Origin of the sequence: Desulfitobacterium nosdiversum (assembly GCF_049860565.1) — a bacterium.
In the GTDB taxonomy this organism is placed as follows: Bacteria; Bacillota; Desulfitobacteriia; order Desulfitobacteriales; family Desulfitobacteriaceae; genus Desulfitobacterium_A; species Desulfitobacterium_A nosdiversum.
In genome coordinates this window covers 1,311,772-1,336,210 of the sequence record NZ_CP172056.1, presented here as the reverse complement: position 1 = coordinate 1,336,210, position 24,439 = coordinate 1,311,772, and the positions used below count along the sequence as shown (strand labels likewise).

Annotated in this window: 22 protein-coding genes; 7 read left to right on the top strand and 15 right to left on the bottom strand. The window is 40.7% G+C overall.

Going from position 1 to position 24,439, the window contains the following annotated elements; genetic code table 11:
• The 4 genes from ACHOLT_RS06400 (at position 1) to ACHOLT_RS06385 (ending at position 3,913) form a co-directional block, all read left to right on the top strand.
• Entirely contained in the window at positions 1-1,497 is a 1,497-nt protein-coding gene (locus tag ACHOLT_RS06400) for an anthranilate synthase component I family protein (RefSeq protein WP_425806611.1), read from the top strand.
• Complete coding sequence (locus ACHOLT_RS06395) at positions 1,481-2,068, top strand: anthranilate synthase component II (protein ID WP_425806610.1); 588 nt, start codon at positions 1,481-1,483, stop codon at positions 2,066-2,068. Before ACHOLT_RS06400 ends, ACHOLT_RS06395 begins: the two co-directional genes overlap by 17 nt.
• Positions 2,069-2,462: 394 nt before the next feature.
• A complete protein-coding gene (locus ACHOLT_RS06390) occupies positions 2,463-3,542 on the top strand; it encodes a metallophosphoesterase family protein (protein WP_425806607.1) in 1,080 nt (359 codons plus the stop codon).
• A gap of 107 nt (positions 3,543-3,649) precedes the next feature.
• Positions 3,650-3,913, top strand: coding sequence for a hypothetical protein (locus tag ACHOLT_RS06385; RefSeq protein ID WP_425806605.1), 264 nt, complete (start codon positions 3,650-3,652; stop codon positions 3,911-3,913).
• Positions 3,914-4,027: 114 nt separating this feature from the next.
• On the opposite strand, the gene ACHOLT_RS06380 is transcribed toward ACHOLT_RS06385, so the two are convergent.
• From ACHOLT_RS06380 to ACHOLT_RS06370, 3 genes are all read right to left on the bottom strand, one after another.
• Positions 4,028-4,723, bottom strand: coding sequence for a phosphatase PAP2 family protein (locus ACHOLT_RS06380; protein WP_425806604.1), 696 nt, complete (start codon positions 4,721-4,723; stop codon positions 4,028-4,030).
• Between the two features lie 40 nt (positions 4,724-4,763).
• Complete coding sequence (locus tag ACHOLT_RS06375) at positions 4,764-5,945, bottom strand: MGDG synthase family glycosyltransferase (RefSeq protein WP_425806603.1); 1,182 nt, start codon at positions 5,943-5,945, stop codon at positions 4,764-4,766.
• 97 nt (positions 5,946-6,042) lie between these two features.
• Positions 6,043-6,564, bottom strand: a complete 522-nt coding sequence (locus ACHOLT_RS06370) for a hypothetical protein (RefSeq protein ID WP_425806601.1) — start codon at positions 6,562-6,564, stop codon at positions 6,043-6,045.
• Between the two features lie 109 nt (positions 6,565-6,673).
• Here ACHOLT_RS06370 and ACHOLT_RS06365 point away from each other — a divergent pair, with 109 nt between their 5' ends.
• Complete coding sequence (locus tag ACHOLT_RS06365; protein ID WP_425806598.1) at positions 6,674-7,354, top strand: response regulator transcription factor; 681 nt, start codon at positions 6,674-6,676, stop codon at positions 7,352-7,354.
• Positions 7,344-8,630 (top strand): sensor histidine kinase, encoded by a 1,287-nt coding sequence (locus tag ACHOLT_RS06360; protein ID WP_425806596.1) that lies wholly within the window; start codon positions 7,344-7,346, stop codon positions 8,628-8,630. The genes ACHOLT_RS06365 and ACHOLT_RS06360 overlap by 11 nt, the downstream gene beginning before the upstream one ends.
• A 195-nt stretch (positions 8,631-8,825) precedes the next feature.
• Here ACHOLT_RS06360 and ACHOLT_RS06355 read toward each other — a convergent pair whose 3' ends face one another.
• The 5 genes from ACHOLT_RS06355 to ACHOLT_RS06335 all read right to left on the bottom strand — a co-directional run bounded on the left by ACHOLT_RS06355 (position 8,826) and on the right by ACHOLT_RS06335 (position 12,775).
• Positions 8,826-10,100, bottom strand: a complete 1,275-nt coding sequence (locus tag ACHOLT_RS06355) for a DedA family protein (RefSeq protein WP_425806594.1) — start codon at positions 10,098-10,100, stop codon at positions 8,826-8,828.
• Positions 10,101-10,137: 37 nt separating this feature from the next.
• Positions 10,138-10,983, bottom strand: a complete 846-nt coding sequence (locus ACHOLT_RS06350) for a hypothetical protein (protein ID WP_425806593.1) — start codon at positions 10,981-10,983, stop codon at positions 10,138-10,140.
• Positions 10,980-11,480 carry an anti-sigma factor family protein gene (locus tag ACHOLT_RS06345; RefSeq protein WP_425806590.1) on the bottom strand — a complete coding sequence of 167 codons (501 nt, stop codon included), beginning with the start codon at positions 11,478-11,480 and terminating at the stop codon, positions 10,980-10,982. The genes ACHOLT_RS06350 and ACHOLT_RS06345 overlap by 4 nt, the downstream gene beginning before the upstream one ends.
• A gap of 12 nt (positions 11,481-11,492) precedes the next feature.
• Positions 11,493-12,011 (bottom strand): RNA polymerase sigma factor, encoded by a 519-nt coding sequence (locus ACHOLT_RS06340; protein WP_425806587.1) that lies wholly within the window; start codon positions 12,009-12,011, stop codon positions 11,493-11,495.
• 110 nt (positions 12,012-12,121) lie between these two features.
• Positions 12,122-12,775, bottom strand: a complete 654-nt coding sequence (locus tag ACHOLT_RS06335; RefSeq protein ID WP_425806584.1) for a DedA family protein — start codon at positions 12,773-12,775, stop codon at positions 12,122-12,124.
• A gap of 172 nt (positions 12,776-12,947) precedes the next feature.
• Here ACHOLT_RS06335 and ACHOLT_RS06330 point away from each other — a divergent pair, with 172 nt between their 5' ends.
• The gene (locus ACHOLT_RS06330) at positions 12,948-13,544 is read left to right on the top strand and encodes an undecaprenyl-diphosphatase (RefSeq protein ID WP_425806582.1); all 597 of its coding nucleotides are present in this window, start codon (positions 12,948-12,950) and stop codon (positions 13,542-13,544) included.
• A gap of 235 nt (positions 13,545-13,779) precedes the next feature.
• On the opposite strand, the gene ACHOLT_RS06325 is transcribed toward ACHOLT_RS06330, so the two are convergent.
• From ACHOLT_RS06325 to nifJ, 7 genes are all read right to left on the bottom strand, one after another.
• Positions 13,780-15,633, bottom strand: a complete 1,854-nt coding sequence (locus ACHOLT_RS06325) for a hypothetical protein (protein WP_425806580.1) — start codon at positions 15,631-15,633, stop codon at positions 13,780-13,782.
• Positions 15,634-15,891: 258 nt separating this feature from the next.
• Positions 15,892-17,157 carry an ATP-dependent Clp protease ATP-binding subunit ClpX gene (gene clpX, locus ACHOLT_RS06320; RefSeq protein WP_425806579.1) on the bottom strand — a complete coding sequence of 422 codons (1,266 nt, stop codon included), beginning with the start codon at positions 17,155-17,157 and terminating at the stop codon, positions 15,892-15,894.
• Positions 17,158-17,197: 40 nt separating this feature from the next.
• The gene (tig, locus tag ACHOLT_RS06315; RefSeq protein WP_425806577.1) at positions 17,198-18,481 is read right to left on the bottom strand and encodes a trigger factor; all 1,284 of its coding nucleotides are present in this window, start codon (positions 18,479-18,481) and stop codon (positions 17,198-17,200) included.
• Between the two features lie 216 nt (positions 18,482-18,697).
• Entirely contained in the window at positions 18,698-19,252 is a 555-nt protein-coding gene (locus tag ACHOLT_RS06310; RefSeq protein WP_425806575.1) for a carbonic anhydrase, read from the bottom strand.
• 21 nt (positions 19,253-19,273) lie between these two features.
• Positions 19,274-20,440, bottom strand: coding sequence for an MGDG synthase family glycosyltransferase (locus ACHOLT_RS06305; RefSeq protein WP_425806573.1), 1,167 nt, complete (start codon positions 20,438-20,440; stop codon positions 19,274-19,276).
• A gap of 192 nt (positions 20,441-20,632) precedes the next feature.
• On the bottom strand, positions 20,633-20,815 hold the full coding sequence (locus ACHOLT_RS06300) for a CDIF630_02480 family spore surface protein (RefSeq protein WP_425806571.1): 183 nt from the start codon (positions 20,813-20,815) through the stop codon (positions 20,633-20,635).
• A gap of 28 nt (positions 20,816-20,843) precedes the next feature.
• Positions 20,844-24,368 carry a pyruvate:ferredoxin (flavodoxin) oxidoreductase gene (nifJ, locus tag ACHOLT_RS06295; RefSeq protein WP_425806569.1) on the bottom strand — a complete coding sequence of 1,175 codons (3,525 nt, stop codon included), beginning with the start codon at positions 24,366-24,368 and terminating at the stop codon, positions 20,844-20,846.
• Between the last annotated feature and the right edge of the window lie 71 nt (positions 24,369-24,439).

Here is a 24,439-nt window from a genome sequence, read left to right as displayed (position 1 = left end):
ATGCATGTTGCTCAAAAGGAATGGCTGCTCCATCCCTACCCTATTGATCAACCCAATTGGGTTATGAACTTAGTCCGGTTAGGTGAATCGTTAGGTGAAAAGTGTTTTGCATTGCTTGAAGGCAAAGAAGGAGAACATCAACGAACGTATTTAGGATTTGGTAAAGGAATAAGTCTTACCCCAGAAACCTTTTATCTCACTAAGCAAGAAGGATCTGGCAAGCCCCCAACCTCTCCGGATCCGATCCAGCATTTAAGAGAATTCCTCAGAAATCATCCTAGTAATCAGACCTTAGAGAGCGGACTTATTGGATACTTGGATTTTGAATGGGGATTAAAATGGCAAAAACCCTCTGCCAGTATATGTGCCCCCAACTATTTTTTCAGGCTGTGCCCGATTAACCTTGTCCTATTACCCGTATCTCAGAGGCTCGTTCTCGAGATTTTTATGGAAAATGAGAATGATCGTGAAGAAACCTTTATTACGTGGTGCTATGCACTTGACCGTTTTCTTGAAGTGAGCCTAAATTCACCATCAAGTTCCACTAATCTTTCGATCCGCTCTGTTTCTGCTGCCTCCAATTCAAAACCTTCGGCTCCCTCAGCCCTTTCAACTACCTCGCCTTCATCCTCTTCCCTTTTGCCAGCGGATAATTCTATTGATACCAACTGGCATGCTAATATCAGCCGTGAAAACTTTTTGCAGCGTATTAGACAAATTCAGAAATATATTGGTGCCGGGGATATTTTTCAATGCGTTCCCTCGCAGCGTTTTAGTAAGGAGATTCAGCTCGATCCATGGATCGTCTATGAAAAACTCAGAATCATAAATCCTTCACCCTATCTTTATTGCCTATTTGCTGATAAGGAAACGTTAGTCGGCAGCTCCCCGGAACTTTTAGTTTCATCGGTCGGTTCACTGATTCAAACGCGTCCGATTGCCGGGACAAGACCCCGCGGCCAAGATTTTGAAGAAGATCATATCCGTGAAGTGGAGCTGCTCCATGACCCGAAAGAAATGGCCGAACATGCTATGCTTGTTGACCTTGGGCGAAATGACATCGGAAGAGTCTCCCAATATGGTACGGTCAAGGTCAGGGAGCAAGCCGCAATTCAACGGTTTTCCCACGTGATGCACCTCGTTTCGACTGTCCAAGGGAACCTTGATCAAGCGCATGATTCTCTTGATGCGCTGAAGGCTGTTTTTCCTGCTGGAACTTTGAGCGGTGCACCCAAGGTCAGAGCCTTGGAAATCCTCCAGGAGCTTGAGCCTGAACCACGCGGAGCTTACGGTGGTGCTTTAGGAATTATGCGTTGGAATGGGGATCTTGATTTCTGCATTACAATCCGGACCTTATTTATTCAAGAAAACCAAATTTATGTCCAAGCCGGTGCCGGCATTGTTTTCGATTCAGTTCCCAAACGTGAATATGAAGAGACTGTTCATAAGGCAGGCGCTCTTCTCAAGGTGGTGAATGACTGTGCTGGCCGTTCTTGATAATTATGATTCGTTCACCTATAACCTCGTTCAAGCCTTTGGTGATCTAGGTGAACCCCTAAAGGTTTATCGCAATGACGAGTGCCAAGCCTCCGAATTTCTGGCTGCAAGACCCGATGGCATTATCATTTCTCCTGGGCCCTGTACTCCCAATGAAGCCGGCATTTCTTTAGACCTCATTCATCAATTGGAATCTCTGGCAGAGCATGGAGAATCTATCCCAACTCTTGGTGTTTGCTTAGGCCACCAAGCTCTTGCCCAAGCTTTCGGCTCTGTCGTTGCACATTCTCCAGAAATTGTTCACGGTAAGCAATCGTTTATTTACCATGACGGCCAAGGGCTCTTCGCAGGAATAGAACAAGGTTTTCTTGCCGGGCGATATCATTCTTTAGTCGTAGATGAACAGCAGCTAAACCCTGTCTTCAAAGTTACGGCTTGGACCAAAGAAGGTCTTATCATGGGAATTCAACATCAACTCTACCCATTCTATGGGCTTCAATTTCATCCCGAAAGCATATTAACTCCATCTGGTAAGAAAATACTCAGTTCGTTTCTTGAGATCATTAGGTAAAATATAAGTTCCAAAACACAAAAAAGGGAAACCAGATAATTATATCTTCTGGTCTCCCTCTTTTGCATTATATTACATTCATTCTCTCCAATATCATGATAGTGTTAATTTCCTAATGAGTATAATCTATTAGTCTAACCGTGTCGCCAATCCTCTTGGAAATCGCTTGCTTCATTTGTTCAGCGTTAGGACAGGGAAAGCCAATCGGAGTTCCTTACACAGTTTTTATAAATTATTTTATCTCAGGGTTTAAAGGAATTGTTAAACAGCAAGCCAGATGTTTCTTCATTCGTACTAAGGAACATGTTAGGGTAATCGCTTACGATAATGGATATAATCAATTTAAGTGGAACTATAATGGATGAGGATTCTCAGATAATAAGAAGGTAGATTAATGCGAAAAAAATGGTTGGTCCTAATTATGCTCGTAATAGGTTTAGGGGTTACAAGCGCCTTTATCTTGCACAGCTATAAGAATTTCAAGGTACAGCAGGGATTCGTACCCTTACCGTTGTCTTTTGATCCTTACACTTCTGTTTCCTCATATGATTGGAATGGCAATATTGTCAGCATCCAGGGTGGATTTGTAAAAGGCAAAATAGTTGATAGTCCTAGCCAGGAAAGCTTGCTGCTGCGTTCCCTTTCACCGACTCCCATCATTTCGTTTAATAGTGGAACTGATAAGTCATACAGCGTAAGGTTAGAAAACGTGAACCCCGCAATGATAAAGACCAGCGACCCCATAGGAAATCTTAAGACTATTGATCCGCACACGATTTCATTCACTGTAGACCTAAAGGCGAACCAGCCAAAAACCATTAAATTTGAACTAAGTGCTAACGAAAATCCCGAAGTAATCATGCTTGGGGATAATAGAAACGGCTACGGTACATTTTCTGAAATTATCGACCAAGTCAACAGTATTAAACCTGCATTTGTTGTAGATAACGGCGATCTTGTCTACGGAGGAGAGCCCAACCGGTATAGGCTTTTTTATGAAACGGTTTCTAAGCTCCAAGTCCCGCTCTATACAACTTTGGGAAATCACGATATTCGAGAGAACGGTCTGCCAACCTATACAGAGCTTTTTGGCCCTGCTTACTATTCTTTTGATTATTTGCAAAACCACTTCATTTTTTTAGATAGTTCAAGGGGGTGGACAGAAAAAACTGCAATTCCTCCTGAACAATATCGTTGGCTGGAAGCTGACCTGCAAAAAGCACAGGGAAAACGAATTTTCGTAGTTTCCCACATTCCTCCCACTGACCCTCGATCCAATGTTGCTCCAAATACATATCCCGAATCACAAAAAACGAGCACGCTGCAGAATTTAATGAACAAGTTAAGCGGTACCAGTGATATAGATCATGCCTTTAATGACAAAGCTGAAGCCCAAAAGTTTGAAGACCTTATGACTCAGTATAAGGTTGATACTGTTTCTTATCACACATTCACAGCTTTTTCAGTTTTGTAAAAGGCAACGTAAGATATGCGATTACCGGAGGAGCTGGTGCTGAACTCCTGACTAAAGGCAGTGAATACCATTACATTCGCGTTCATATCACCGATCAGGAGAATTATTTGGAAATCGTTGAATTGCCGTCTCCACCCAATCAAATAATCGATAGATATTGGGCTGCTGCACAGTTATTTATCAGTTCTACTTATAAAGAGTATTCTTCGCTTGTCATCGCTATGGGTATATTCGTATCCTTGATAGCAGCCTGGATACTTTGGGTATTAAGACAACAATGGTGGCCGTTCCTGAAAAAGTTAGATCGCTGGATTTATGAAATCGTAAAACTTTCTATTCTTAAGTACAAAGAGATTTTCCAGAACAAATAGTAAGTTATCCAGTGATGATAGAGAAACCCCTGAGAATTAGAAAAATTCGTCAGGGGTTTTTATTTTACAATATTTATTTTAGTTCTTTGGTAAAAACCGACTTTGTAATTTGTCTTATACATGTCCACATTTGGTTGCAAAACCTGTACTATATTTATCTTCTTTTAATTTTAAAGATATAACATTTCGACCTTGTTTTATCCGTTTCTTATGCCTTAGCCCTTGAATTAAGGTCATAGTTTTAAATAGACTTCCCCCTAAAAGAATACCTCCAAAAACATCCATAAGGGTATGTTGTTTTAAGAAAACAGTGGATAAAATAACGAGCACTGAAAGCGTTTGACTTGCTAGCATTGCTTTTTTACCATATCCTTTGGCTTTACTACTCGCGATAAATATAATGTAAGCGGTCATAACGTGAATACTAGGAAAAGCGTTATAGGGATTATCCATTCCATACATAAACCGAGTTAAACGAGAAAACAAATCCTGACCCAAAATCACAGGGCGGGGAACCGTCGTTTGAAAAACTGCATAAACCATAAAACTGAGGAGTAAACCAACACAGATGGAAAAAATACTTTGAATATAAAGCTCATAATCATGTTTCATAAACCATGCCAAGACTACAAACATTAAGAAGTACCAAGCTAAATAAGGGGCAATAAAATACTTAATAAACGGAATGTGTTGATCTAAAACTGTTACAAGAGAATAAACATCTCCTTTAACATGGTTGAGTGGCCCGTAAAATAAATCAATAAATGGTATAAGCAGCATCCAACATCCTCTGGCTAAATAGGTTCTCAACTCAACACCTCCGCATCCCCTCTGTTATATACAACTCCTTTTAGCTATAACTCAAATGAAATTCTCTTCCTTTTCCAACAATCGTCCTGCTAGAGCAATCTGCAGCTAGTTCTAATATACTTTTAACCGCTTGTTCTGCTGAATGATTTACCAGAGCTTTATCTGCTGCATCAGACATTTTTCTGAGCAAATGAGGTGTCTTGATAAATTCATCGATTATACCCACAAATTCTTTATCGGTATACGCAATTCTTGCCGCTCCAATTTCTTGAATAAAATGAGCATTATTTTCTTCTTGGCCCGGAATTGGCTTATAAATGACCATCGGCAAATGTTTCGTAAGAGCCTCTGTCACGGTTAGTCCTCCGGCTTTTGTAATTATGACATCGGCTGCCGTCATCAATTCATCTACATTATTTATAAAATCAAAACGAACCATTGGGTTACGTGCTTCCTCGATAACCGAGTCGAGGGATTTATATAATCGCCTATCTTTACCACAAACAACAATGACCTGTAACGCCGCTTGCGACATCGCAATCAACTTACACATCCACTTAGCCTTCCCTAGGACTCCATAGGCTCCGCCCATAATCAGAAACGTCATTCGATTCTGTTCTAAACCTAATTTTGTTAAGATTTTGCTCTTATCTGTTTTACTTTCAAACCGAGGATTAACAGGTATTCCCGTGACTTGGATCATTTTGGGATCAATTCCTCGCTCAACCAAACCATCATAAATCTTAGAGCTGCCCACAATATATAAATCAACACCCTGATGAATCCACTGACTATGAACAGTATAATCTGTAATGACAGTAACTAAGGGAACCGTAAGCTTACCATTCAATCGTAACTGAGCAAGAACCCCTGCAACTGTGGGATAAGTGCATACGATAACGTCAGGCTGAATAGAATCGATATATTTTAAAAATTGTGACCGCCCCAATGTATTTAACAGCCTCTGAAAGACTGAGTCTTCCGATATTTTTTGTGTACGATTATAAAATCTACCCCAAAGTTTCGGTGCCCGTTTGATTAATTTTATATAAGAATTCCGCATGACATAGTTTAAAGCTTTATTTATAAGCACCATAAAATCTTCATGTATGATTCTTGAATTCGGTTCAACATTTTTGATAGTTTCAATTATTGCTTCCGCTGCTTTCTGGTGACCCGCCCCAAATGATGCCGAAAATACAAGGATACGCAATGGTTTCAACAAAATCACTTCTTCCAATCATTAAGTAAGCAGAGTAATAGCGGGCCTAAACCACGCCCTACTCACCCATTAATTTCAACTATATAAGCGAACTGATCTAGGCTTTTCCTTGGCTGCGATCCGTTAACATCTTTTTAACAACATCACCCAACGCTTGCTCACGAATAGAAGATCCATTCTTCAGTTTCCTATCTCCATTGAAATCTTTTCCCTCTTTAGCATGTCCACGTTCATAATCTTTCCCTTTTACTGTATTTTCGTTATTGGATTTTTGTTGCTGGAGAAGAGATGAATATTGTTGCGGGTTAAGTTGTCCGTAAATTTCTTTAGTTAGACCACTTTGAATTTTAGGATCAGTGGAAGCTGCGAGTTGATCCATCAAAGGCAAAATCGTCTTTGCTTCGTCTTGAGTTATTTTCATGGTTTGGAAGTTTTCGAGGTACAATAAATCAGAGCATACGAGCTGATAGGCTTGTTGAGATTGTCTCGACACTTGTGAAGTTCTATCATGCATCATCCATCTGTAACTAAAACCGCCGCCGATAGCAACAAGCAGGATTAAGGCAATAAGAAAATACCACCTTTTTTTAATTCCTCCAAGCTTTTGTTTTAAAGACATTTGAATTCCCTCCTTTTTAAGCTTAGTATAAAAAATGAACCTTTAGTTTTCCTTAAAATATTTAAGTTGATTTTAAGGTTCAGGCGTTATTATAACTTGGGGTGATAAAATGCGATTATTGCTGATAGAAGATGAGGAAAGGCTAGCCGATGCTTTAAGTTATATGCTAAGAAAAAATAAGTATGGAGTTGACGTTGCTTTTGACGGAGAAACAGGTCAAGCCATGGCCGAGACAGGTGTTTATGATCTGATTATTCTTGACAGAATGCTTCCTTATAAAGAAGGGGTGGAAGTATTAAAAGATTTGCGCCTTAAAAACATCTTTACGCCCGTTATCTTACTCACGGCCAAAGATGCAGTCTCAGATCGAGTGGCAGGTCTTGATGCAGGAGCTGACGACTATCTTGTTAAACCTTTTGCTATGGATGAATTGCTCGCTCGAATTCGAGCCTTATCCAGACGCCCCCTCAATTTAGTTCAAGAAGACTGCTTAGAATATAAAGGAGTGGTTTTAAATCCGCTGCAAAGCGAAATGATCATTGAAAGCGAAACGTGTAAATTAACGCCTAAAGAATCTCTTCTTCTAGAATTATTTATGCGTCATCCCGGACAAGTCTTTTCCAAAGAAAAAATTCTGGATAACGTCTGGGGAATGGACTCCGAAGTGGAAAGGAACAACGTAGAAATCTATATTCACTATTTACGCAAAAAGTTAGAGCGTTCAGAAGTTCGTATCACGACTGTCCGCGGTATTGGCTATTGCTTAAAGGAGGCCGGCGATGTTTCGTAAACTGAGACTAAGATTAACGCTCATCAATGTGCTTGTCATGGGGCTTCTTTGTATTTTATTGATCACCAGTACCTATTTAATCATGAATAGACAACTTTTTCTGCAATCTCAGCAGCTTATGGAACTTATCGCATCCGACGCCGGTTCAGGAACCCCAGCGACCTCTCTTAATGCACCGGAAGAAACCACACATGATCATAGAGATCGTTCAAAATATTTTTATGTGAAAACCAATGAAACAGGGGATATAACCGAAACCTCTTCCGACTCTCCACTTCCTTCAGATCAATTAAAAACTCTTGTCCAAAAAACGCTCACTCACAAAAATCCTCAAGGAACTGTGGACTTTAAAGATATTACTTTCTCTTTTCTTCGTGCACCCATTCAAAATAACCCTGGTCAAATCATTGTGTTCGTAAATCTTGAGCATGACCGTGATATCCTCAATATATTATTAGGAACCTTAACCATTGGAGGAGTTATTTATCTCGCCTTTGCTTTCTACGGAAGCTTATTTCTCGCGGATCGCGCTCTGATTCCCATCAAAAAATCATGGCAGAAACAGCAAGATTTCGTTGCAGATGCATCCCATGAACTCCGCACCCCGCTTGCTGTGATTCAAACGAACATGGAACTTGTCCGTGGTAATCCGGAAGAGTCCGTAGAAAGCCAGACAAAGTGGCTGGAAAATATCCAGCATGAAACCCAACGAATGTCTAAGCTCGTTGAAGATCTTCTCTTTCTTGCTCGGGCGGACTCAGAGCAACTACCCCTGGAAATGAAGGATTTCAACCTAAGTTTTACACTTTTAAGTATACTCAGCTCACTTGAGGCTATGGCAAAAAATCAAGAAATTACGCTGGAATCGACCGTGCAAGACCATATCCTTTTTTATGGCGATGAAAATCGGATAAAACAGCTCATCGTAATCTTAGTTGATAATGCCCTTAAGCATACTCCGGCGGGCGGAAATATATGTATCCGCTTAATCAATTCCGGTCCTTCAGTAGAAATGACCGTATCCGATACGGGTGAGGGAATCGAACCTGAACACCTCGAAAGAATATTCGAGCGTTTCTACCGCGTCGATAAGGCTCGTTCAAAAATGAAAGGCGGAGCAGGGCTTGGACTATCCATCGCAGACTGGATCACCAAAGTCCATAATGGACGTATTGATGTAACGAGCCATGTAGGAGAAGGAACGACGTTTGTAGTAAACTTGCCTCACTGTGGCAATAAAAAAGCAAAGGATAAGAAAAACAATGAACTCATTTGATTAGATTATTGCAGGGCACTATGTTGGCTGATAAGCGATGGGATCTTCTTGCTTTTTATACCCAGTCTGAAGTAGGCAAAGGGGTACTCTTATCACTATGTGCTTTTCTGGGATAATGGGATTAGTCATAAACGTCTTAGGGTCTCACCTCTGTTATCAGTAATGATAGAGAAACCCCTGACAATGATCAGGGGTTTATTCATTGGAATATTGGCGAAACTCGTAAACAAAAAGGCAAACCAAAGTCAAAAGTCCACTTACCGTTAGGCTCATTACCATGGTGCTTGGTGGGTGGATTCGAAGATAAACCGGGCTTAAAGCTAAGAAAAACAGGAAGAAAAACTCGCAAATAGCAATCAAAAGTTGAGTAAACCAAGGTCTGCATCGTCCAAAGAGATAGCCCAGAACTGCATAAAAAGCTAAAGCCGCAATGAGAAATCCCTGACTTGGAGCATCAAACGGTGTAAGATTTTCAAGAAGACGAATGCTATACCCTTTAAAGGTAAAACGAAACAGATAATCAATAAGAGTACCACCTCCCCAGGCAAGAGCCAAGGGAAGAACATGTGTCCAGCGTTTTGTTAAGAACCAAAGTATCATTACGGCTATTCCAAAAACAATCAAAATAAACAATTGAGTACCGAAAGCATTGATCCTTTGCATGAGAAAAAGCATAAATAAGGGTGTTGAGCCTGCCAGCCAATCTACAACAAGTCCGTCAAATTGGCCCACTTCGTGTGCCACAAAATCTTGTATCAATCCCATTAAGACAATAAACAATGTTAAAAAGAGTACCCCACCAACGGTGACAAATAAACGCCTCTTGCCTAAAGACATGTAACGTTCCGGTAAGTGCTGCCATTGTTTGTGCAGCCAGTTTCCTAAGCGCATATGGTATTTGTACAACAGATAAAAGGTGAAGAACAATGCGGCTGATATAGCTCCCAAAAATAGAGCATAGCGGTGGATAACGGGAAGAAGCGTTTCCCAGCGGCTCCCAAGCAGCCTTCCGACGATAACCCATACAGACACCCAGAGAACGGCTCCAAGATAAGCAAAAAATGCAAAACTCTTATAGCTTAAACGAGTTAATCCGGCAATATAGCCTGATAAATGACGTACGCCTGGGATAAAATAGCCCACAGTTAAAAGCTTACCTCCATGTCTGTGATACCAACTAAATGCTTTATCTAAGCGTTCGCTCCCGGCGTGTTTCTTGAGGTAATGCATCACTTTTTGCTGGAACAACCTTCCTAGAAAATATGCAACGGTAATCCCGGTAATACTTCCACTTGCTGCAGATAACACTGCTAAAAAGGGATTAAGTTTACCTTCATAGGTCAGAAAACCAATGAAAACCATCAACGTCTCATCTGGAATCGGTATTCCTAAAATTGAAGTTCCCAAAATGAAATAGAGACCAAGATACCCGTAGTGCGTTACATAGGATATAAGAAGCGAAGAACTCATAACTTACTCCTTTATAATATAGGAATTATTTTTGGGCTTATATTCTGTGTTTTCTTTCTTTGAGATAGACAAAACCAGTTGCCGTAGAAACTCCTAAACCCATAAAACCAATCCCAAGAAGAACGATAATCCCTACTAGGGGAAGATTTAAAACAGAAACTAAGAGCAGAGCAAATATAAACCATTGGCTTAAATCGGAAGATTCTAGTAATTGTGCTGAGAATAGTTTCTTTCCGCTATATTCAATTACGGGTAATATACCCAAAATAGCAGCTCCTGTTGCAACTATTGAAATTAGGACGGCAAACGGAATGCCAATGACCGTTAACGAAAGAAGAAGGATTAGAGCTAAAACAATGAGGAATGCTGCTATCCCGATACCCAATAGTCTTAATGGAAAGTTTGCCAATAGGCTTGTCCTTTGGTACAAACGATTTCGAAACAAAAACCCAAGGCCGGTGAGCAAAATGATACCTAAAATGCTCAGTATCAATCGGACGAACCAAAGCCCTAAAATTAAGGCTAAGCCAATAAATAACTCATTTATAAACTTTGAAGTGAAGCTAAGCCGAAATATACCGGTCTTAACTGGAACATTGGCAGGGTTAATGACCTGTCCTCCTAAATCAATGACAAGATCAGTCTGAGCTGTTGGTTCAAGATAGACATTCCCATTCACAACCAAAACAACATCTTTAACAGATCCAGCAATATGAGCGTCAGTGCTTAAGACAAAAACAGAGTCAACGTTGTACCCATCTGGAACCATTAGAGGACTATCCCCGCCAAATTGGGAAGCTAATTCATCAGCCAGCACAGTACCGGGAAAGAGAAAAAGCAAAGCGATGATTAAAAATATACTTAGCTTATATTTAGTCTTCATTGGAGCACCTCATTTAAATCAAATCCACGGATCAGCCTTAGAATGATAATTGCACCTATGATTATCCCGACCGCAGACAGTATTCCTAAAGAAAGCATAAACCAGGGGGATACAACAGTAATCAAGGTCATTAAGGATCTCCAGAAAACGGCGCCTGTAGTATAAATTAGGTTGAAGATACTGGTAAAAGTCCTTGTAAGAAACAAAAGAAGAGGACTTGAAAAAAGAATTAAAAGTATACCCGTAATCCATTGATTTTTAGAAGTTTTATGTTTTTCCTCTTGGATACTAAAGAGTATCTTATTCGCTAAATCCGGTGGGACAGGAATACTATCAATACTTAGTTTTGTTGCCTCACGTAAATGGGCTAGCTCATTCATCGCGTTTCGGCAATCCTTACACTCATCTAAGTGAACTTGCATATCTTGGTGTTCGCTCTCTGACAGCTCTTTGTCAAGGTATTCTGATATCCTTTCCATACATTGCAGGCATTCCATTGTAGTCCCTCCTTACTCTTCAGACATAATTATTTTCAAATGGTTTCTCGCTCCATGAATTCGAGATTTAACGGTTCCAAGCGGAATTTTAAGTATAGCCGCGACTTCCTGGTAGTTATAACCTTGCCAATCGACAAGAAGGATTATTTCACGTTCCTCCGGTCTTAGCTTGTGTAAAGCCTCCCGTAGTCCGATATCATAATCTAAGTGCTCAGATGTGGAAATTATCATTGATTCAATCGATGAATCGGGTACAATATCCAGTTTTTTAGTTTTGATTCGATCTAAACACACAGAAGTTATTACTTTTTTAAACCAAGCCGGAAACGTATGGCCATCCTTAAGACGATGGATTGAACGGTAAACCTTTAGAAAGACTTCCTGAGAAGCATCTTCAGCCTCAGCTCTATCATGGAGAAAGGCAAATGCTGTACGGTATACATAAGAGCTATAGCTCAAAACAAGTCGGTTAAACGCTTCCGGGTCGCCTGCCAGGACCTGCTCAATGAGTGAAATGTCGAGTTCCGTCACAGCATTTTTTCCTCTCCTTCCTTTAGAAATTATTTATTAGATAGTTTACCATCTTTTTTTGTTCGATAGTATTTTCTTTTAAGTGGTCTATTGTTATTCCTTTTCAACTTTTACTGCTGCTTTAATGGCAAAGCCCTTTTTTCTCTGAGAAAACTAAGAACTGCGGGTAGAATTGATATGAAAATAATGGCTAGAATAACAACACTGAAATTATTTCTTACCACAGGGAGGTTACCGAACAGATAACCACTCATAAGAACAATAGCAGCCCATCCCAAACCACCGATAAGGTTATACAAGAGAAAACGAAAATAATTCATCTTTCCTATACCCGCAACAAAAGGTGCAAAAGTACGGATTACCGGAATAAATCTTGCTAGAATTATGGTTTTACCTCCATGCTTCTGATAAAACTGTTGAGTTCGTTCTAAGTTTTCCCTCTTAAAGAAACGAGCATTGCTTTGGCTAAATGCTTTGGGGCCAACCCAATGTCCGATCTGATAATTAACAGTATCACCAAGGATCGCTGCTGCACCAAGTAAAATGAAAAGTAAAACAATATTAAAGGAACCGCTGGCTGCAAAGGCACCGGCAGCAAAAAGTAGGGAATCTCCCGGAAGGAATGGTGTAACAACCAACCCGGTTTCAAAAAAGACGAGTGCAAAAAGAATTAGATACGTCCACATGCCATAACTTTGAATAATCATCCCTAAGTTCTTATCTAAGTGTAAAAAAATGTCGATCAATACTTTGATGAAATCCATGATAATCCTCCTAAAATCCCTCAAAAATAAACTCTCTAATTATTAGGACGACATTTAGAGAAAAAAGTTCATGGAATTATTAATAAATAAATTTAAAATGTCCGTGAACTTTTGGAGAAATTTCCTCGTCTTATCAATTAGACAGTTTATATTACAGGAGGAAGTTAATTCGATGAATTCATTTGACATTTTCGGCTACCATTTAATCAATCAATGGGCGGGACATTATCCAGCTTTGGATAAGCTGATGGCTTTTTTTGCCCAATATGCGCTGGAACTCTATGCTGTGCTATTTTTAGTTGCCTGGTTTACTTTGCCTAAGTCAGATTCGGACCGGCGACATGCTCTGGTCGTCACAGGTTTCTCAGGTGTCTTAGCTTTAGTTATTAATGTTGTAATTGGCCAATTTTTCTTTCGGCCTCGCCCCTTTGTTGCACTCGAAAAAGGAACCTTTACTCAGCTTATTCCCCATTCTTTTGATACTTCATTTCCCAGTGATCATACTTCAGGAAGTTTCGGTTTTGCTGCAGGTTCATGGAAAAAAGCATCTTTTTGGGTAAGATGGAGCTTTACAATTCTAGCAATACTCGTGGCATTTTCCCGAATTTATACAGGTGTTCATTGGCCAACAGATGTAATTGCCAGCGTTGTAATCGGTATTATCAGTGCTAAGATTGTTTGGCTTATCAATCCTGTTTTAAAGCCATTAACAAACTTAGTACTACGGTTATTTCGTTATGGCAAATACTCAAAAGTCACACAGAATTAGTAGAATGGTTCATTTCTCCTTTAGGCTCGGTCCTTCCGGTTTCCGCCGTCGCCTACTTCCGCACTACAACCTCTGCTGACTTCTGCAGATTCAGCGTCCCGATAACGCCCATGCTGGGCGTACTATGAAAAAGAAAACCAGCCATTGTGCTGGTTTTCTTGACTTAGCCTCTTATAAAGCTGACTTAAAGGAAAGTATAGCTATATCCTTTTCTTCGAAAGAAATTACCCCCACTTTAATGAAGAATGAAGCAATCAGGCAAATTTTTCTTTAGCATAGATAGGTCATTGTCGTTTATTTGGGTATACCCTAAATCTAGTAACTTCAGATTTTTTAGGTCCTCCAAAGATTTCAAATCATTTATTGAGCCTCTATAGACCAAATTTCTTAACTTCGGTATTTCCTTTAATGGTGATAAATCTTTAATTTGGTCTGAGGAAATATCAAGCGAAACAAGACCTTTTAAATTCTCGATTCCTGATAAATCAGTACACCCTTTATCAATATATAAATCTGGGATTTCTTTAACATCGTTTATATCTATATTCGCGGTCGGTTTATAAATCAATTTTCGTATTGCCTGTTCCAAGATCGGATCTTTAAACTCGATAATTTTATTCTCTGATGTATTTGAATCTTTATCTTTATCCATTTCCGAATCCGTGGGCATCTTTCCTATATTTAATGCCGTTTTGATTCCGGTTTCTTTGTCCTCTATGGTTACAATAATTGTTTTTTCAGAGTTATACAAGTTATAGGTTATTATATATGCCCCATCACTTGGTTTTAAGGCTATCATAGAATTGACAGAAGAACTTACGTTGAGTTGAGAAGCTGCAATTTTACGTGTAATATCTTTGCCTTCTTTATTTAAGATTAGATATTTTAATTCAGCACATGAATTAAACGTCAGCATATCTGTAGGCACAAAAGATATTTGAGCTATTTTCAAATCATTTGTTGTGCTATCCGCAGCATTGTCTGATTCAGAATGATTTAAGTTCAACAAAGAAGATACTCCCATTCCCTTTTTATGCATGAGACTAATCATAACTTGCTGATCCTTATCCGCAAAATGGTACGTTATCGTTCCCATCCCTGTTGCCGGATCGAGATTGATATCGGCTTTAGAGGAACCGATTAAGGCCGTTGCATCAAGGTCTTTTGCCGGAATTGTTTTCGTTACATCAGAATAATGCTGATCTAATATTTTGTACTGGAAGGTAGCAGTATCTGCTCCCGTTTTTGTTAAATCACTTGAAACAAAGTTAATTCTGGAAATCGCCGAAGGAGTCGTTATATTGGCTGGAACCGGATCTAAACCGTATGTATTCAAAACGGCTGTTACTCCAGTTAGTTTATCTCTCAGGGTGGTTTTAAAGAGTACATTTGTATCTGAAGTGTTAAACGTATTGGTGCCCGTCCCCGTAGAAGGATCTAATATTATGTTTGAATCCAGTGATGAAAACGCCTCGATCTGGGAAGCCGGAATTTTTTGCGTTATATCACCATAAAAGCCATCGAAATCACTCCCGATATAACCTGTTATTTTGTACTTGAAGGTTGCTGTTTGGGATCCGGTTTTTGTTAAAGAATCAGAAACAAACTGTATTTGGTCAACTTGTGTTCTTACTTCCGGAGTCTTGTCGTCACCTATATAGAGTATTTTTCGAAAACCCTGACTGTATTTAGCACCAAAAGATATGTCAAAATCAACGTAAACCATTTGTTCAGACTCGGTAAAATTATATTTTAAAATACATGTTCCTGTTTGTGGTTCTATGCTTGATACAGCTTTGACCGTTGCGTAAGATGATTCAGTACGGTTTGTAACAACTTCTGCGTCTACTTTAATATCAGAAGACGGAATTTTCTGGGTTATGTCTGTACCATTCATATCCACAAATTTATACTGGAAAGTTCCCGTGTTTGGGTCAATCATTTTTAAGTGATCCCCAATAATACTAAAATCTCCAATAGGGGATTGCGGATCAGAATAGATGGGTATAGCCAAAACATTTGTTGCAGAGCATAATAAAAAAATTATAGTTAAAATAAATGATGCAGCTTTAATCCTTTTATTGGACATATGAAACACTCCTTTATATATAAAGATTCACCATACAGTTATATTACATTTTCCTAAGTAAAATGAGTTCCTTTGGCTTTAACATATCTTATAGAATTTACTTTTAAAATAATATATTCAATATAAATACTGAACTTCCTTTTTTCGGTTAATTAAATTTTGATGATTGTTAAGTAGCACAGTCATTATTAATTCAAAAAAAAAGCTGTTATCCCCTATCGGGCTAACAGCTTTTTTATCATTTCATATTAGGTTTGCTTATGCGGTTTCTTCCTTCTTACCCTTTTTTCCCTTATCCGCAGTAACCAGGAACGGTTCTTCTTTCTTCAGAACAACCTCCTTCGTTACAACGCACTTGGTGACATCTGTGCGTGACGGAAGATCGTACATCACGTTAAGCATCATTTCTTCAACAATAGCACGCAGTCCGCGAGCTCCCGTATTTCTCCGGATGGCCTCTTCTGCGATTCCAGTAAGGGCATCCTCTTTAAATTCCAGGGAAACCCCATCGAGTTCAAGAAGTTTCTCGTATTGCTTAACTAGAGCATTCTTAGGTTCGGTCAAAATGCGAACCAATGCTTCTTCATCAAGAGCATCAAGTGTCACAATGACCGGTAAACGACCGACAAACTCAGGAATCAAGCCAAATTTCAGCAAGTCGGACGGAAGGATCTCTTTTAGGGTATCCCCGATATTCATATCGCTTTTCTTTTGAATATCGGCGCCAAAGCCCATAACCTTCTTGCCAATGCGGGCTTGAATCAATTTCTCAATCCCGTCAAAGGCACCACCCACAATGAACAGAATGTTCGTTGTATCCAGCTGAATAAATTCCTGATGAGGATGTTTCCGCCCTCCTTGCGGGGGGACGCTGGCTACTGTCCCTTCAAGAATTTTCAAGAGAGCCTGCTGTACACCTTCTCCGGAAACATCACGGGTAATTGAAGGATTCTCTGATTTACGAGCAATCTTATCGATTTCATCAATATAGACAATCCCTTTTTCCGCTTTCTCAACATCATAATCGGCAGCTTGAATCAGTTTTAAAAGAATGTTTTCAACATCCTCACCCACATATCCCGCTTCCGTTAAAGATGTCGCATCAGCAATCGCAAAGGGGACATTTAAGACCTTGGCCAGAGTAGAGGCTAACAAAGTCTTGCCCGACCCAGTCGGTCCCATCATAATGATATTTGATTTTTGAAGTTCAACATCATCGATTTTCATGCCTAAGTTAATCCGTTTATAGTGGTTATAAACCGCAACGGAAAGGGCTTTTTTAGCCGCATCCTGCCCAATGACATATTGGTCAAGAATTGCCCGAATTTCCTTAGGTTTCGGAATATCTCCGATCTCAACTCCCAAATCCTCATTGAGTTCTTCCTCAATGATTTCATTACAGAGCTCAATACACTCGTCGCAAATATATACACCGGGACCAGCAACCAGTTTTTTTACTTGATCTTGAGTCTTGCCACAGAATGAACACTTGAGCTGATTTTTCTCGTCGTTGTACTTTGCCATCCTCTCACCTCTCTAGCGCAGGATTCCCCTCACACTCAAGTTACGCGTTTTGCTCAACCAAAAATTTAACGGTTTTCTCAGATATCAGGCTCTGACTGTACAGGTTGAGTTCTCCACGAGCAATAAGGGCCTGCTTCAAATTTTCAACTTGGGTTTGATAACGTTCGGCGAGTTTTACTAACTCTTCATTTACTTCTTCCTCAGTAACCTGAATTCCTTCTGCTTTACCGACAGCTTCTAAAACAAGTTCTGTTTTTACATTTTCTGCTGCCTGCGGACGGAAACGTTCTTTCATTTCTTCCTCAGAGGTTCCAAGATAATGGAAGTAGGTTTCCAGATCCAACCCTTGATAAGAGAGGTTTTGTTCCAGATCTTTAACCATCGTACTAATTCGGTTATTGATCATTGCATCGGGAATTTCAACGCTTGCGTTCTCAACTGCTTTGGCAACAATAGCATTCCGGTATTCATTTTCAGCATTTTGTTCTGCTGCTTTCATCAGTTTCTCACGGATATCCGCTTTCAATTCATCAAGCGTCTCAAAATCACTGACATCTTTTACAAACTCATTATCAATGGGAGCCAGCTCTTTTCTTTTTATCATATGCACCGTAACTTTAAACAACGCATCTTTTCCTTTAAGATCAGCAACATGATATTCTTCGGGGAAAGTCACGTTAACGTCAACTTCTTTGCCAATTTCGGCTCCCATCAACTGGTCTTCAAAACCGGGAATGAACGTACTCGAGCCGATCGTCAACTCATAACCTTCAGCCGTACCGCCTTCAAAAGGAACACCGTCGACAGATCCTGCAAAGTCGATTGTCACAGTATCTTTATTTTCTACAGTCCCCTCTTCAAGCGTCAAAACCTTAGCATATTGCTCCTGTTTACGTCTTAGTTCTTCTTCGACGTTCTCATCAGTTACAGAAACTGCTGTTTTCTCAACGTTTAAACCTTTATATTCCCCAAGTTCAACTTCCGGTTTAACGGTTACTTTCGCTTTAAAAACTAAATCTTTTCCCTCTTCCATTTGGACAAGGTCAACCTCTGGACGATCTACCGGTTGAATCTCTGTTTCCACAACAGCTTTAGAATATGCAGGCCCAATTACGTCATCCACTGCATCGCTATAAAGAGCTTGTGTTCCTACGTAACGCTCAACAATTGACCGCGGTGCTTTCCCTTTGCGGAAGCCAGGAACATTAACTTTATGAGCAAGAGTCTTCGCCGCTTTCGCTACTGCCGCACCGAACTCTTCTGAGCCTACGGTTATTTCAAGTTCAACCGTGTTTTTCTCAATTTTCTCCATCTTAACTGACATGCGTGCTCCCCCTTAAACTTCATTAAAAATATATGTAATCAGCCTTTGTCCGGTGTCCGGCGAAGTGCAGTTACACGTTTCTTTGTTTAGTCTATCCCAAAATTGAGCTGGGCAAACTTGGAAAATTCGTCTATACTGATAAATTTACCTGATCATTCTACCAAACAACCTCCTTAAAATCAAGTTTAAACCCTAATGCTTAAGTTTTTCGCTTAATTACTCTTCTTTTTTATTATTCTCGCGAACAAGATACAATTGATTATCTTCTATTTTGTAGAAAAGCGGTGCAATTAAAATATGCGGATATCGATTGCGTAATCTCGCCGCTTCAGATAAGACGAAATCGATCTCATTTCCGATTTCGAATAACGGAGCAAAATGGTTGAAATGCTCGACGGCGAAATCTCTTTCCCAACCGGAGTCCACAAGCCCATCGATAAACGCTTCTTTTTTGACGGCTAAATTCACCATCCCACAGTGATTATGGGCAATAAGGGCAATCGCTTTAACTCCTCCGATTGATACTGCATACGATACTTTAAATTCGCTATAACGAAGGTTGCCTCCTCCTGACCTTAGAATAAACGCAAAATTGTCGGGAATCTTTAATGACTTGCGATTGTCCATACACATTCCGATCAGTATTTCAGCACTGGTATATTTAGGATAAGGTTTATTCAAATTATGATATTCAATTAACCTGCCTATTGCCGTACCGCGATATTCCGGGAATATATCTTCTTCAGATTGAACTGGAATTAAACGCTTCATTTCTCCTCTAACTCCCTCGACTTAAGACTTCATCTGACGTAATAGGACATTTCCTGATAAATCTTCATTAATAAGCCCAAAAATATAATCTGTCGCTTTCTCCGCTGCTTTTCCAGGTAAAGCCTTCGCTGCTGCAGCGCACATTTGGCTAATTTCCTCAGGATACCTCAAAAGATGCTTAAGCGTCTCTTCTAATTCTTCTTCATTGTTCATAACTCTTCCTGCACCTATTCGCTGGACAAAGTGGGCATTTTCATCCTCCTGCCCAGGAATTGGTTTATAGATTAATAAAGGAAGATGCTTGGTTAATGCTTCTGAAACCGTCAACCCACCCGCTTTGGTTATAATGACATCTGACACCGTCATTAATTCCTCGACATTACGCACATATCCAAACCGATAAATCGGATTTTTAGCTTCAGCAACAATTCCATCCAAAGACTTATACAGCTTTTCATCCCGCCCGCAAACAATCAGAGATTGGACGGGAACCTCCGAATCCGCTAAGATTCGGCAAACCTTTTTAGCTCCGCCCAAAACACCATAAGCACCGCCCATGATCATAAAAATCGGTTGATCGGAACAAAGATTATATTGCTTAAGAATTTCCTGCCGATTCAAGGGATGTTCAAAACGAGGGCTTACGGGAATGCCCGTGATCTTAATACGCTGAGGATCAATTTGCCGATTGACAAGTCCCTGAAAAACGTCATCATTTCCCACAATATATAAGTCCACACCGGGATGAATCCATTGACTATGGACTGCATAATCCGTAACTACAGTAACAATTGGAACCTGCAATAATCCTTGCAAGCGAAGTTGAGCAAGAACTCCGGCAATCGTAGGATAGGTACAAATAATAACATCTGGACGAAGCCCCTCTATATAGTCAAAGAACTCGTGTCGTCCTAAAACGTTTAAAAATCGCTGAAGCACAGAGTCCGGGGGGATTTTAGAAGTCCGATAATAAAATTTCCCCCATAGGCGGGGCGTATGTTTAATAAGCTCGATATATGTGCCCTTGATGACTTTATTTAAGGTCTTGCTTAAAAAAGCCACAGAATCAACGTGGGTAATCTCCGCAGAAGGCTTTTTGGTCCGTATAGCTTCAATAATTGCTTCAGCAGCACGTACATGACCAGCACCAAACGTTGCCGAGAAAACGATAACTCGCAAATTGCCCACTCCGAAATCCTCCTTTGAATTTTCCCTTAAAGAGCAAACCCTTCCCCTACATTTTAACCCTAAATTAGGAAATCGCAAAATACGTTATCTTATTTTATCTTTTATATTATCTAATTTCGCTCAAATGAGCAAGAAAAGAAGATTGTCAGAGAAATAAATCCCCGAACAGATTTTGCTCGGGGATCTTCTGGATTAAGACAGTGAATTTGTATCTACCCATTCCTTAGCTTCGATTACTGATTCTTCGCTGGGAATAGGAACATTGGACTCGGGCTTTGTGCTTTCAATATGCCCCCTCCAGGCAGCAGTGTCGTGTCTTTCAATCGGATTGGCTAAAAACTTTTCCTTGGATTGATTCTCTTCGGCTCCAGCCATAGTTAATTCCTCCTATTATAGTTTTCTATCAATACTGCATTTCCGCCATACGTTTCAAAGTCTGATATTTTTCCTGAGCATGCTTTTCAGCGGTTGCAAAGAGTTCGTCGGCAATTTCCGGAAACACCGTTTTAAGTGAGGAGTAACGGATCTCACCTTTCAAAAAGTCTTGGAACGACTCTTTAGGTTCTTTGGAATCGAGGATAAACGGATTTGTACCCTGCTCTTTCAAACGCGGATCATGCCGCCATAAATGCCAATACCCTGCATCCACCGCTTTCTTCATTTCATACATGCTTGTACCCATCCCGGATTTTATCCCGTGGTTAATACATGAAGCATAAGCGATGATTAAGGATGGCCCTTTATAACTTTCTGCTTCGGCAAGAGCTTTGAGCGTTTGATTCATATTGGCCCCCATCGCAATCTGTGCAACATACACATAACCATACGTCGTGGCCATGAGCCCAAGATCCTTTTTACGAATTCTCTTTCCACCCGCAGCAAACTTAGCAATAGCGGCCGTTTGGGTCGCTTTTGAGGATTGACCGCCCGTGTTTGAATAGACTTCAGTATCCATAATGAAGATATTGACATCCTCTCCGCTGGCAATGACATGATCCAGTCCGTTGTAGCCGATATCATAGGCAAAGCCGTCTCCGCCAAAGATCCAAACCGAAGGCTTGATGAGGTAATCCTTCCGAGCCATAATCTCCGTAAGAAGAGGCTGGCCTGAAGCATTTTCCTTTTGGATGGCTGCAAGTACCTGAGCAGAGGCTTTTTTAGATCCTTCGCCATCATTCATATTGTCGAGCCATTCCTGGAAGGCCTGTTTTAGATTCTCGGAAATTGAGCTTTCCAACCCTTGGCGCATCAGATCTGCGAGCTTGGTGCGAATCTGTTTTGAACCAATGTACATACCATAGCCAAACTCAGCATTATCTTCAAAGAGCGGGTTCATCCAGGCCGGCCCTTTTCCCTCCGCATTTTTGGTATAAGGAATCGAGGGAGAACTTCCGCCCCAGATAGAAGAACACCCTGTTGCATTAGCGATGATCATGCGATCTCCAAATAATTGGGTTATCAGTTTAGCATACGGGGTCTCGCCGCAGCCCGGGCAGGCTCCATTGAATTCCAAAAGCGGCTGGGCCAGTTGGCTTCCGAAAAGCGTTTTCACGTCGATCAAATCGCGTTTTTCTTTGACCGTCATGGCAAATTCCCAGTTTTCTGCTTCCATCTCGATTTCATGATCCGCAGGCTTCATCACAAGGGCTTTACCCGGTGCGGGGCAAACATCCGCGCAGTTGCCACACCCCGTACAGTCGAGAGGAGCCACCTGAATCCGGTAATGGTAACCTTCCAACTTTTTATTGACAGGCTTCTTTGTTTTAAAGGTATCCGGAGCCTTAGCATACTCCTCTTCATCCAGCAGGAAGGGACGAATCGTGGCGTGCGGGCATACATAGGAACATTGGTTGCACTGAATGCATTTATCGATCTGCCATTCCGGAAGATAAACGGCAATCCCCCGTTTTTCATATGCGGTCGTTCCCAGTGGATGCGTCCCATCCTCCATTCCCACGAAAGCACTGGTTGGAAGGTTATCTCCTTCATGTGCCGCCATAGGACGTTGGATTTTCTTGATAAAATCAGGTTCATTCTTAATCGGCATTTTCTCATCTTCAATATCAGCCCAAGAAGCGGGAACCTCAACTTTATGTAAAGCTTCAATGCCGCGATCCACTGCATTTTGGTTCATTTCTACAATATTGGAACCTTTTTTGCCATAAACCAGCTGAATCGATTCTTTTAAGTAGCGAATTGCATCATCAACCGGAATGACATTCGCCAATTTAAAAAAGGCCGCTTGCATAACCATATTGATCCGGCCGCCGAGCCCGATCTCTCCGGCAATTTTTATAGCATCAATAATATAGAAATTGATATTGTTTTTTGCAATATAGCGTTTAAACAGGGCCGGAAGATGATCTTCGACTTCATCAGGCCGCCAGGGGCAGTTTAAAACAAAGGTTCCATTCTTTTTTAAGCCCTTGAGGAGGTCGTAATTATAGATGAATGACCGGTTATGGCAAGCGATATAGTCAGCATCAGATACAAAATAAGACGATTTAATCGGTTTCTTCCCAAAGCGCAGGTGAGAAATTGTCGTCCCGCCGGACTTTTTACTGTCATATTCAAAATACCCTTGAACGAAAAGATCCGTATTGTTGCCAATGATTTTAATGGCGCTTTTATTCGCGCCGACCGTTCCATCAGAACCCAGTCCCCAGAATTTACAGCTGATTGTTCCTTCTGGCGTAGTATCTGCAATTTCGTTAATCGATAAAGAAGTATGGCTGACGTCATCAATAATTCCGATCGTGAATCGATCTTTGGGCTGATCCAGTTTTAGATTTTCGAAAACAGCCATAATCTGGGATGGAGTAGTGTCTTTTGAACCGAGTCCATACCGTCCGCCAACAATAACGGGCTTCTTCGTCTCATGATTAAACATTTGCAAAACGTCAAGATAGAGCGGCTCCCCTGTTGAGCCGGGCTCTTTCGTGCGGTCAAGAACGGCTATTTTATTTACGGATTGGGGTAAAACATCAAAGAAATATTTCTTTGAAAACGGCCGATAGAGATGTACTTTGAGCAGTCCGACTTTTTCTCCCTTAACCCGCAGATAATCGACGGTCTCTTCCGCAGTATTGCAGACGGAACCCATCGCTACAATGATATTCTCCGCTTGAGGATCACCGTAATATTCGAAAGGATGATATTCACGCCCGCTGATTTTCTTAAATTCTTTAAAATAATTCTCAACAATATCGGGAACAGCTTCAACAAACGGGTTCGAAACCTCACGCTCTTGGAAATATATATCAGGATTCTCTGCAGTTCCCCTTAAGACAGGATGTTCCGGATTTAAAGCTCGGTTTCGAAATTCCTGAATGGCTTGATGATCGACAAGCTTAGCAATTTCTTCGTGAGGAGTAACCTCGATTTTTTGAATCTCATGAGATGTTCTGAACCCGTCAAAAAAATGCAAAAAGGGCACCCGGGATTTAATTGCGGATAGATGAGCAATAAAACCCAGATCCATGGCTTCTTGAACGTTATTTGAGCATAATAAAGCGAACCCCGTTTGCCGGCATGCATTGATATCCTGATGATCTCCGAAAATAGATAACGCATTTGTGGCTAAAGCACGTGCACTCACGTGAAATACTGCAGGCACTAAATTCCCCGCCATTTTGTACATTTCCGGAATCATTAAAAGCAGCCCTTGAGAAGCCGTATACGTCGTTGTCAATGCACCAGCCTGAAGCGAACCATGAACTGCCCCGGCAGCGCCTCCTTCTGATTGCATTTCTACCACTCTTACGGGCTGATCAAATAGATTTTTCTTACCATGAGCTGCCCATTCATCAACGCCTTCTGCCATGGGTGATGAAGGTGTAATCGGAAAAATGGCTGCGACTTCAGTCAGGGCATACGACGCTTCAGCAGCAGCCTGGTTACCATCCATTGTTTTCATCTTTTGTGCCACGCAATAGAACCCCCTTCGAATACAAGGATAATTTTTCTTGTTTAGTATTCGAATTTAGAGAACTATCATAC

What these genes read in the sequence shown, in the direction of transcription:
- ACHOLT_RS06360 (WP_425806596.1), top strand. Translation starts at nt 7,344, where the DNA reads ATGTTTCGTAAACTGAGACTAAGATTAACGCTCATCAATGTGCTTGTC.
- ACHOLT_RS06345 (WP_425806590.1), bottom strand. Translation starts at nt 11,480, where the DNA reads ATGGAATGCCTGCAATGTATGGAAAGGATATCAGAATACCTTGACAAA.
- ACHOLT_RS06330 (WP_425806582.1), top strand. Translation starts at nt 12,948, where the DNA reads ATGAATTCATTTGACATTTTCGGCTACCATTTAATCAATCAATGGGCG.
- ACHOLT_RS06355 (WP_425806594.1), bottom strand. Translation starts at nt 10,100, where the DNA reads ATGAGTTCTTCGCTTCTTATATCCTATGTAACGCACTACGGGTATCTT.
- ACHOLT_RS06335 (WP_425806584.1), bottom strand. Translation starts at nt 12,775, where the DNA reads ATGGATTTCATCAAAGTATTGATCGACATTTTTTTACACTTAGATAAG.
- ACHOLT_RS06365 (WP_425806598.1), top strand. Translation starts at nt 6,674, where the DNA reads ATGCGATTATTGCTGATAGAAGATGAGGAAAGGCTAGCCGATGCTTTA.
- clpX (WP_425806579.1), bottom strand. Translation starts at nt 17,157, where the DNA reads ATGGCAAAGTACAACGACGAGAAAAATCAGCTCAAGTGTTCATTCTGT.
- ACHOLT_RS06390 (WP_425806607.1), top strand. Translation starts at nt 2,463, where the DNA reads ATGCGAAAAAAATGGTTGGTCCTAATTATGCTCGTAATAGGTTTAGGG.
- ACHOLT_RS06350 (WP_425806593.1), bottom strand. Translation starts at nt 10,983, where the DNA reads ATGAAGACTAAATATAAGCTAAGTATATTTTTAATCATCGCTTTGCTT.
- tig (WP_425806577.1), bottom strand. Translation starts at nt 18,481, where the DNA reads ATGTCAGTTAAGATGGAGAAAATTGAGAAAAACACGGTTGAACTTGAA.
- ACHOLT_RS06325 (WP_425806580.1), bottom strand. Translation starts at nt 15,633, where the DNA reads ATGTCCAATAAAAGGATTAAAGCTGCATCATTTATTTTAACTATAATT.
- ACHOLT_RS06370 (WP_425806601.1), bottom strand. Translation starts at nt 6,564, where the DNA reads ATGTCTTTAAAACAAAAGCTTGGAGGAATTAAAAAAAGGTGGTATTTT.
- ACHOLT_RS06310 (WP_425806575.1), bottom strand. Translation starts at nt 19,252, where the DNA reads ATGAAGCGTTTAATTCCAGTTCAATCTGAAGAAGATATATTCCCGGAA.
- ACHOLT_RS06300 (WP_425806571.1), bottom strand. Translation starts at nt 20,815, where the DNA reads ATGGCTGGAGCCGAAGAGAATCAATCCAAGGAAAAGTTTTTAGCCAAT.
- ACHOLT_RS06400 (WP_425806611.1), top strand. Translation starts at nt 1, where the DNA reads ATGCATGTTGCTCAAAAGGAATGGCTGCTCCATCCCTACCCTATTGAT.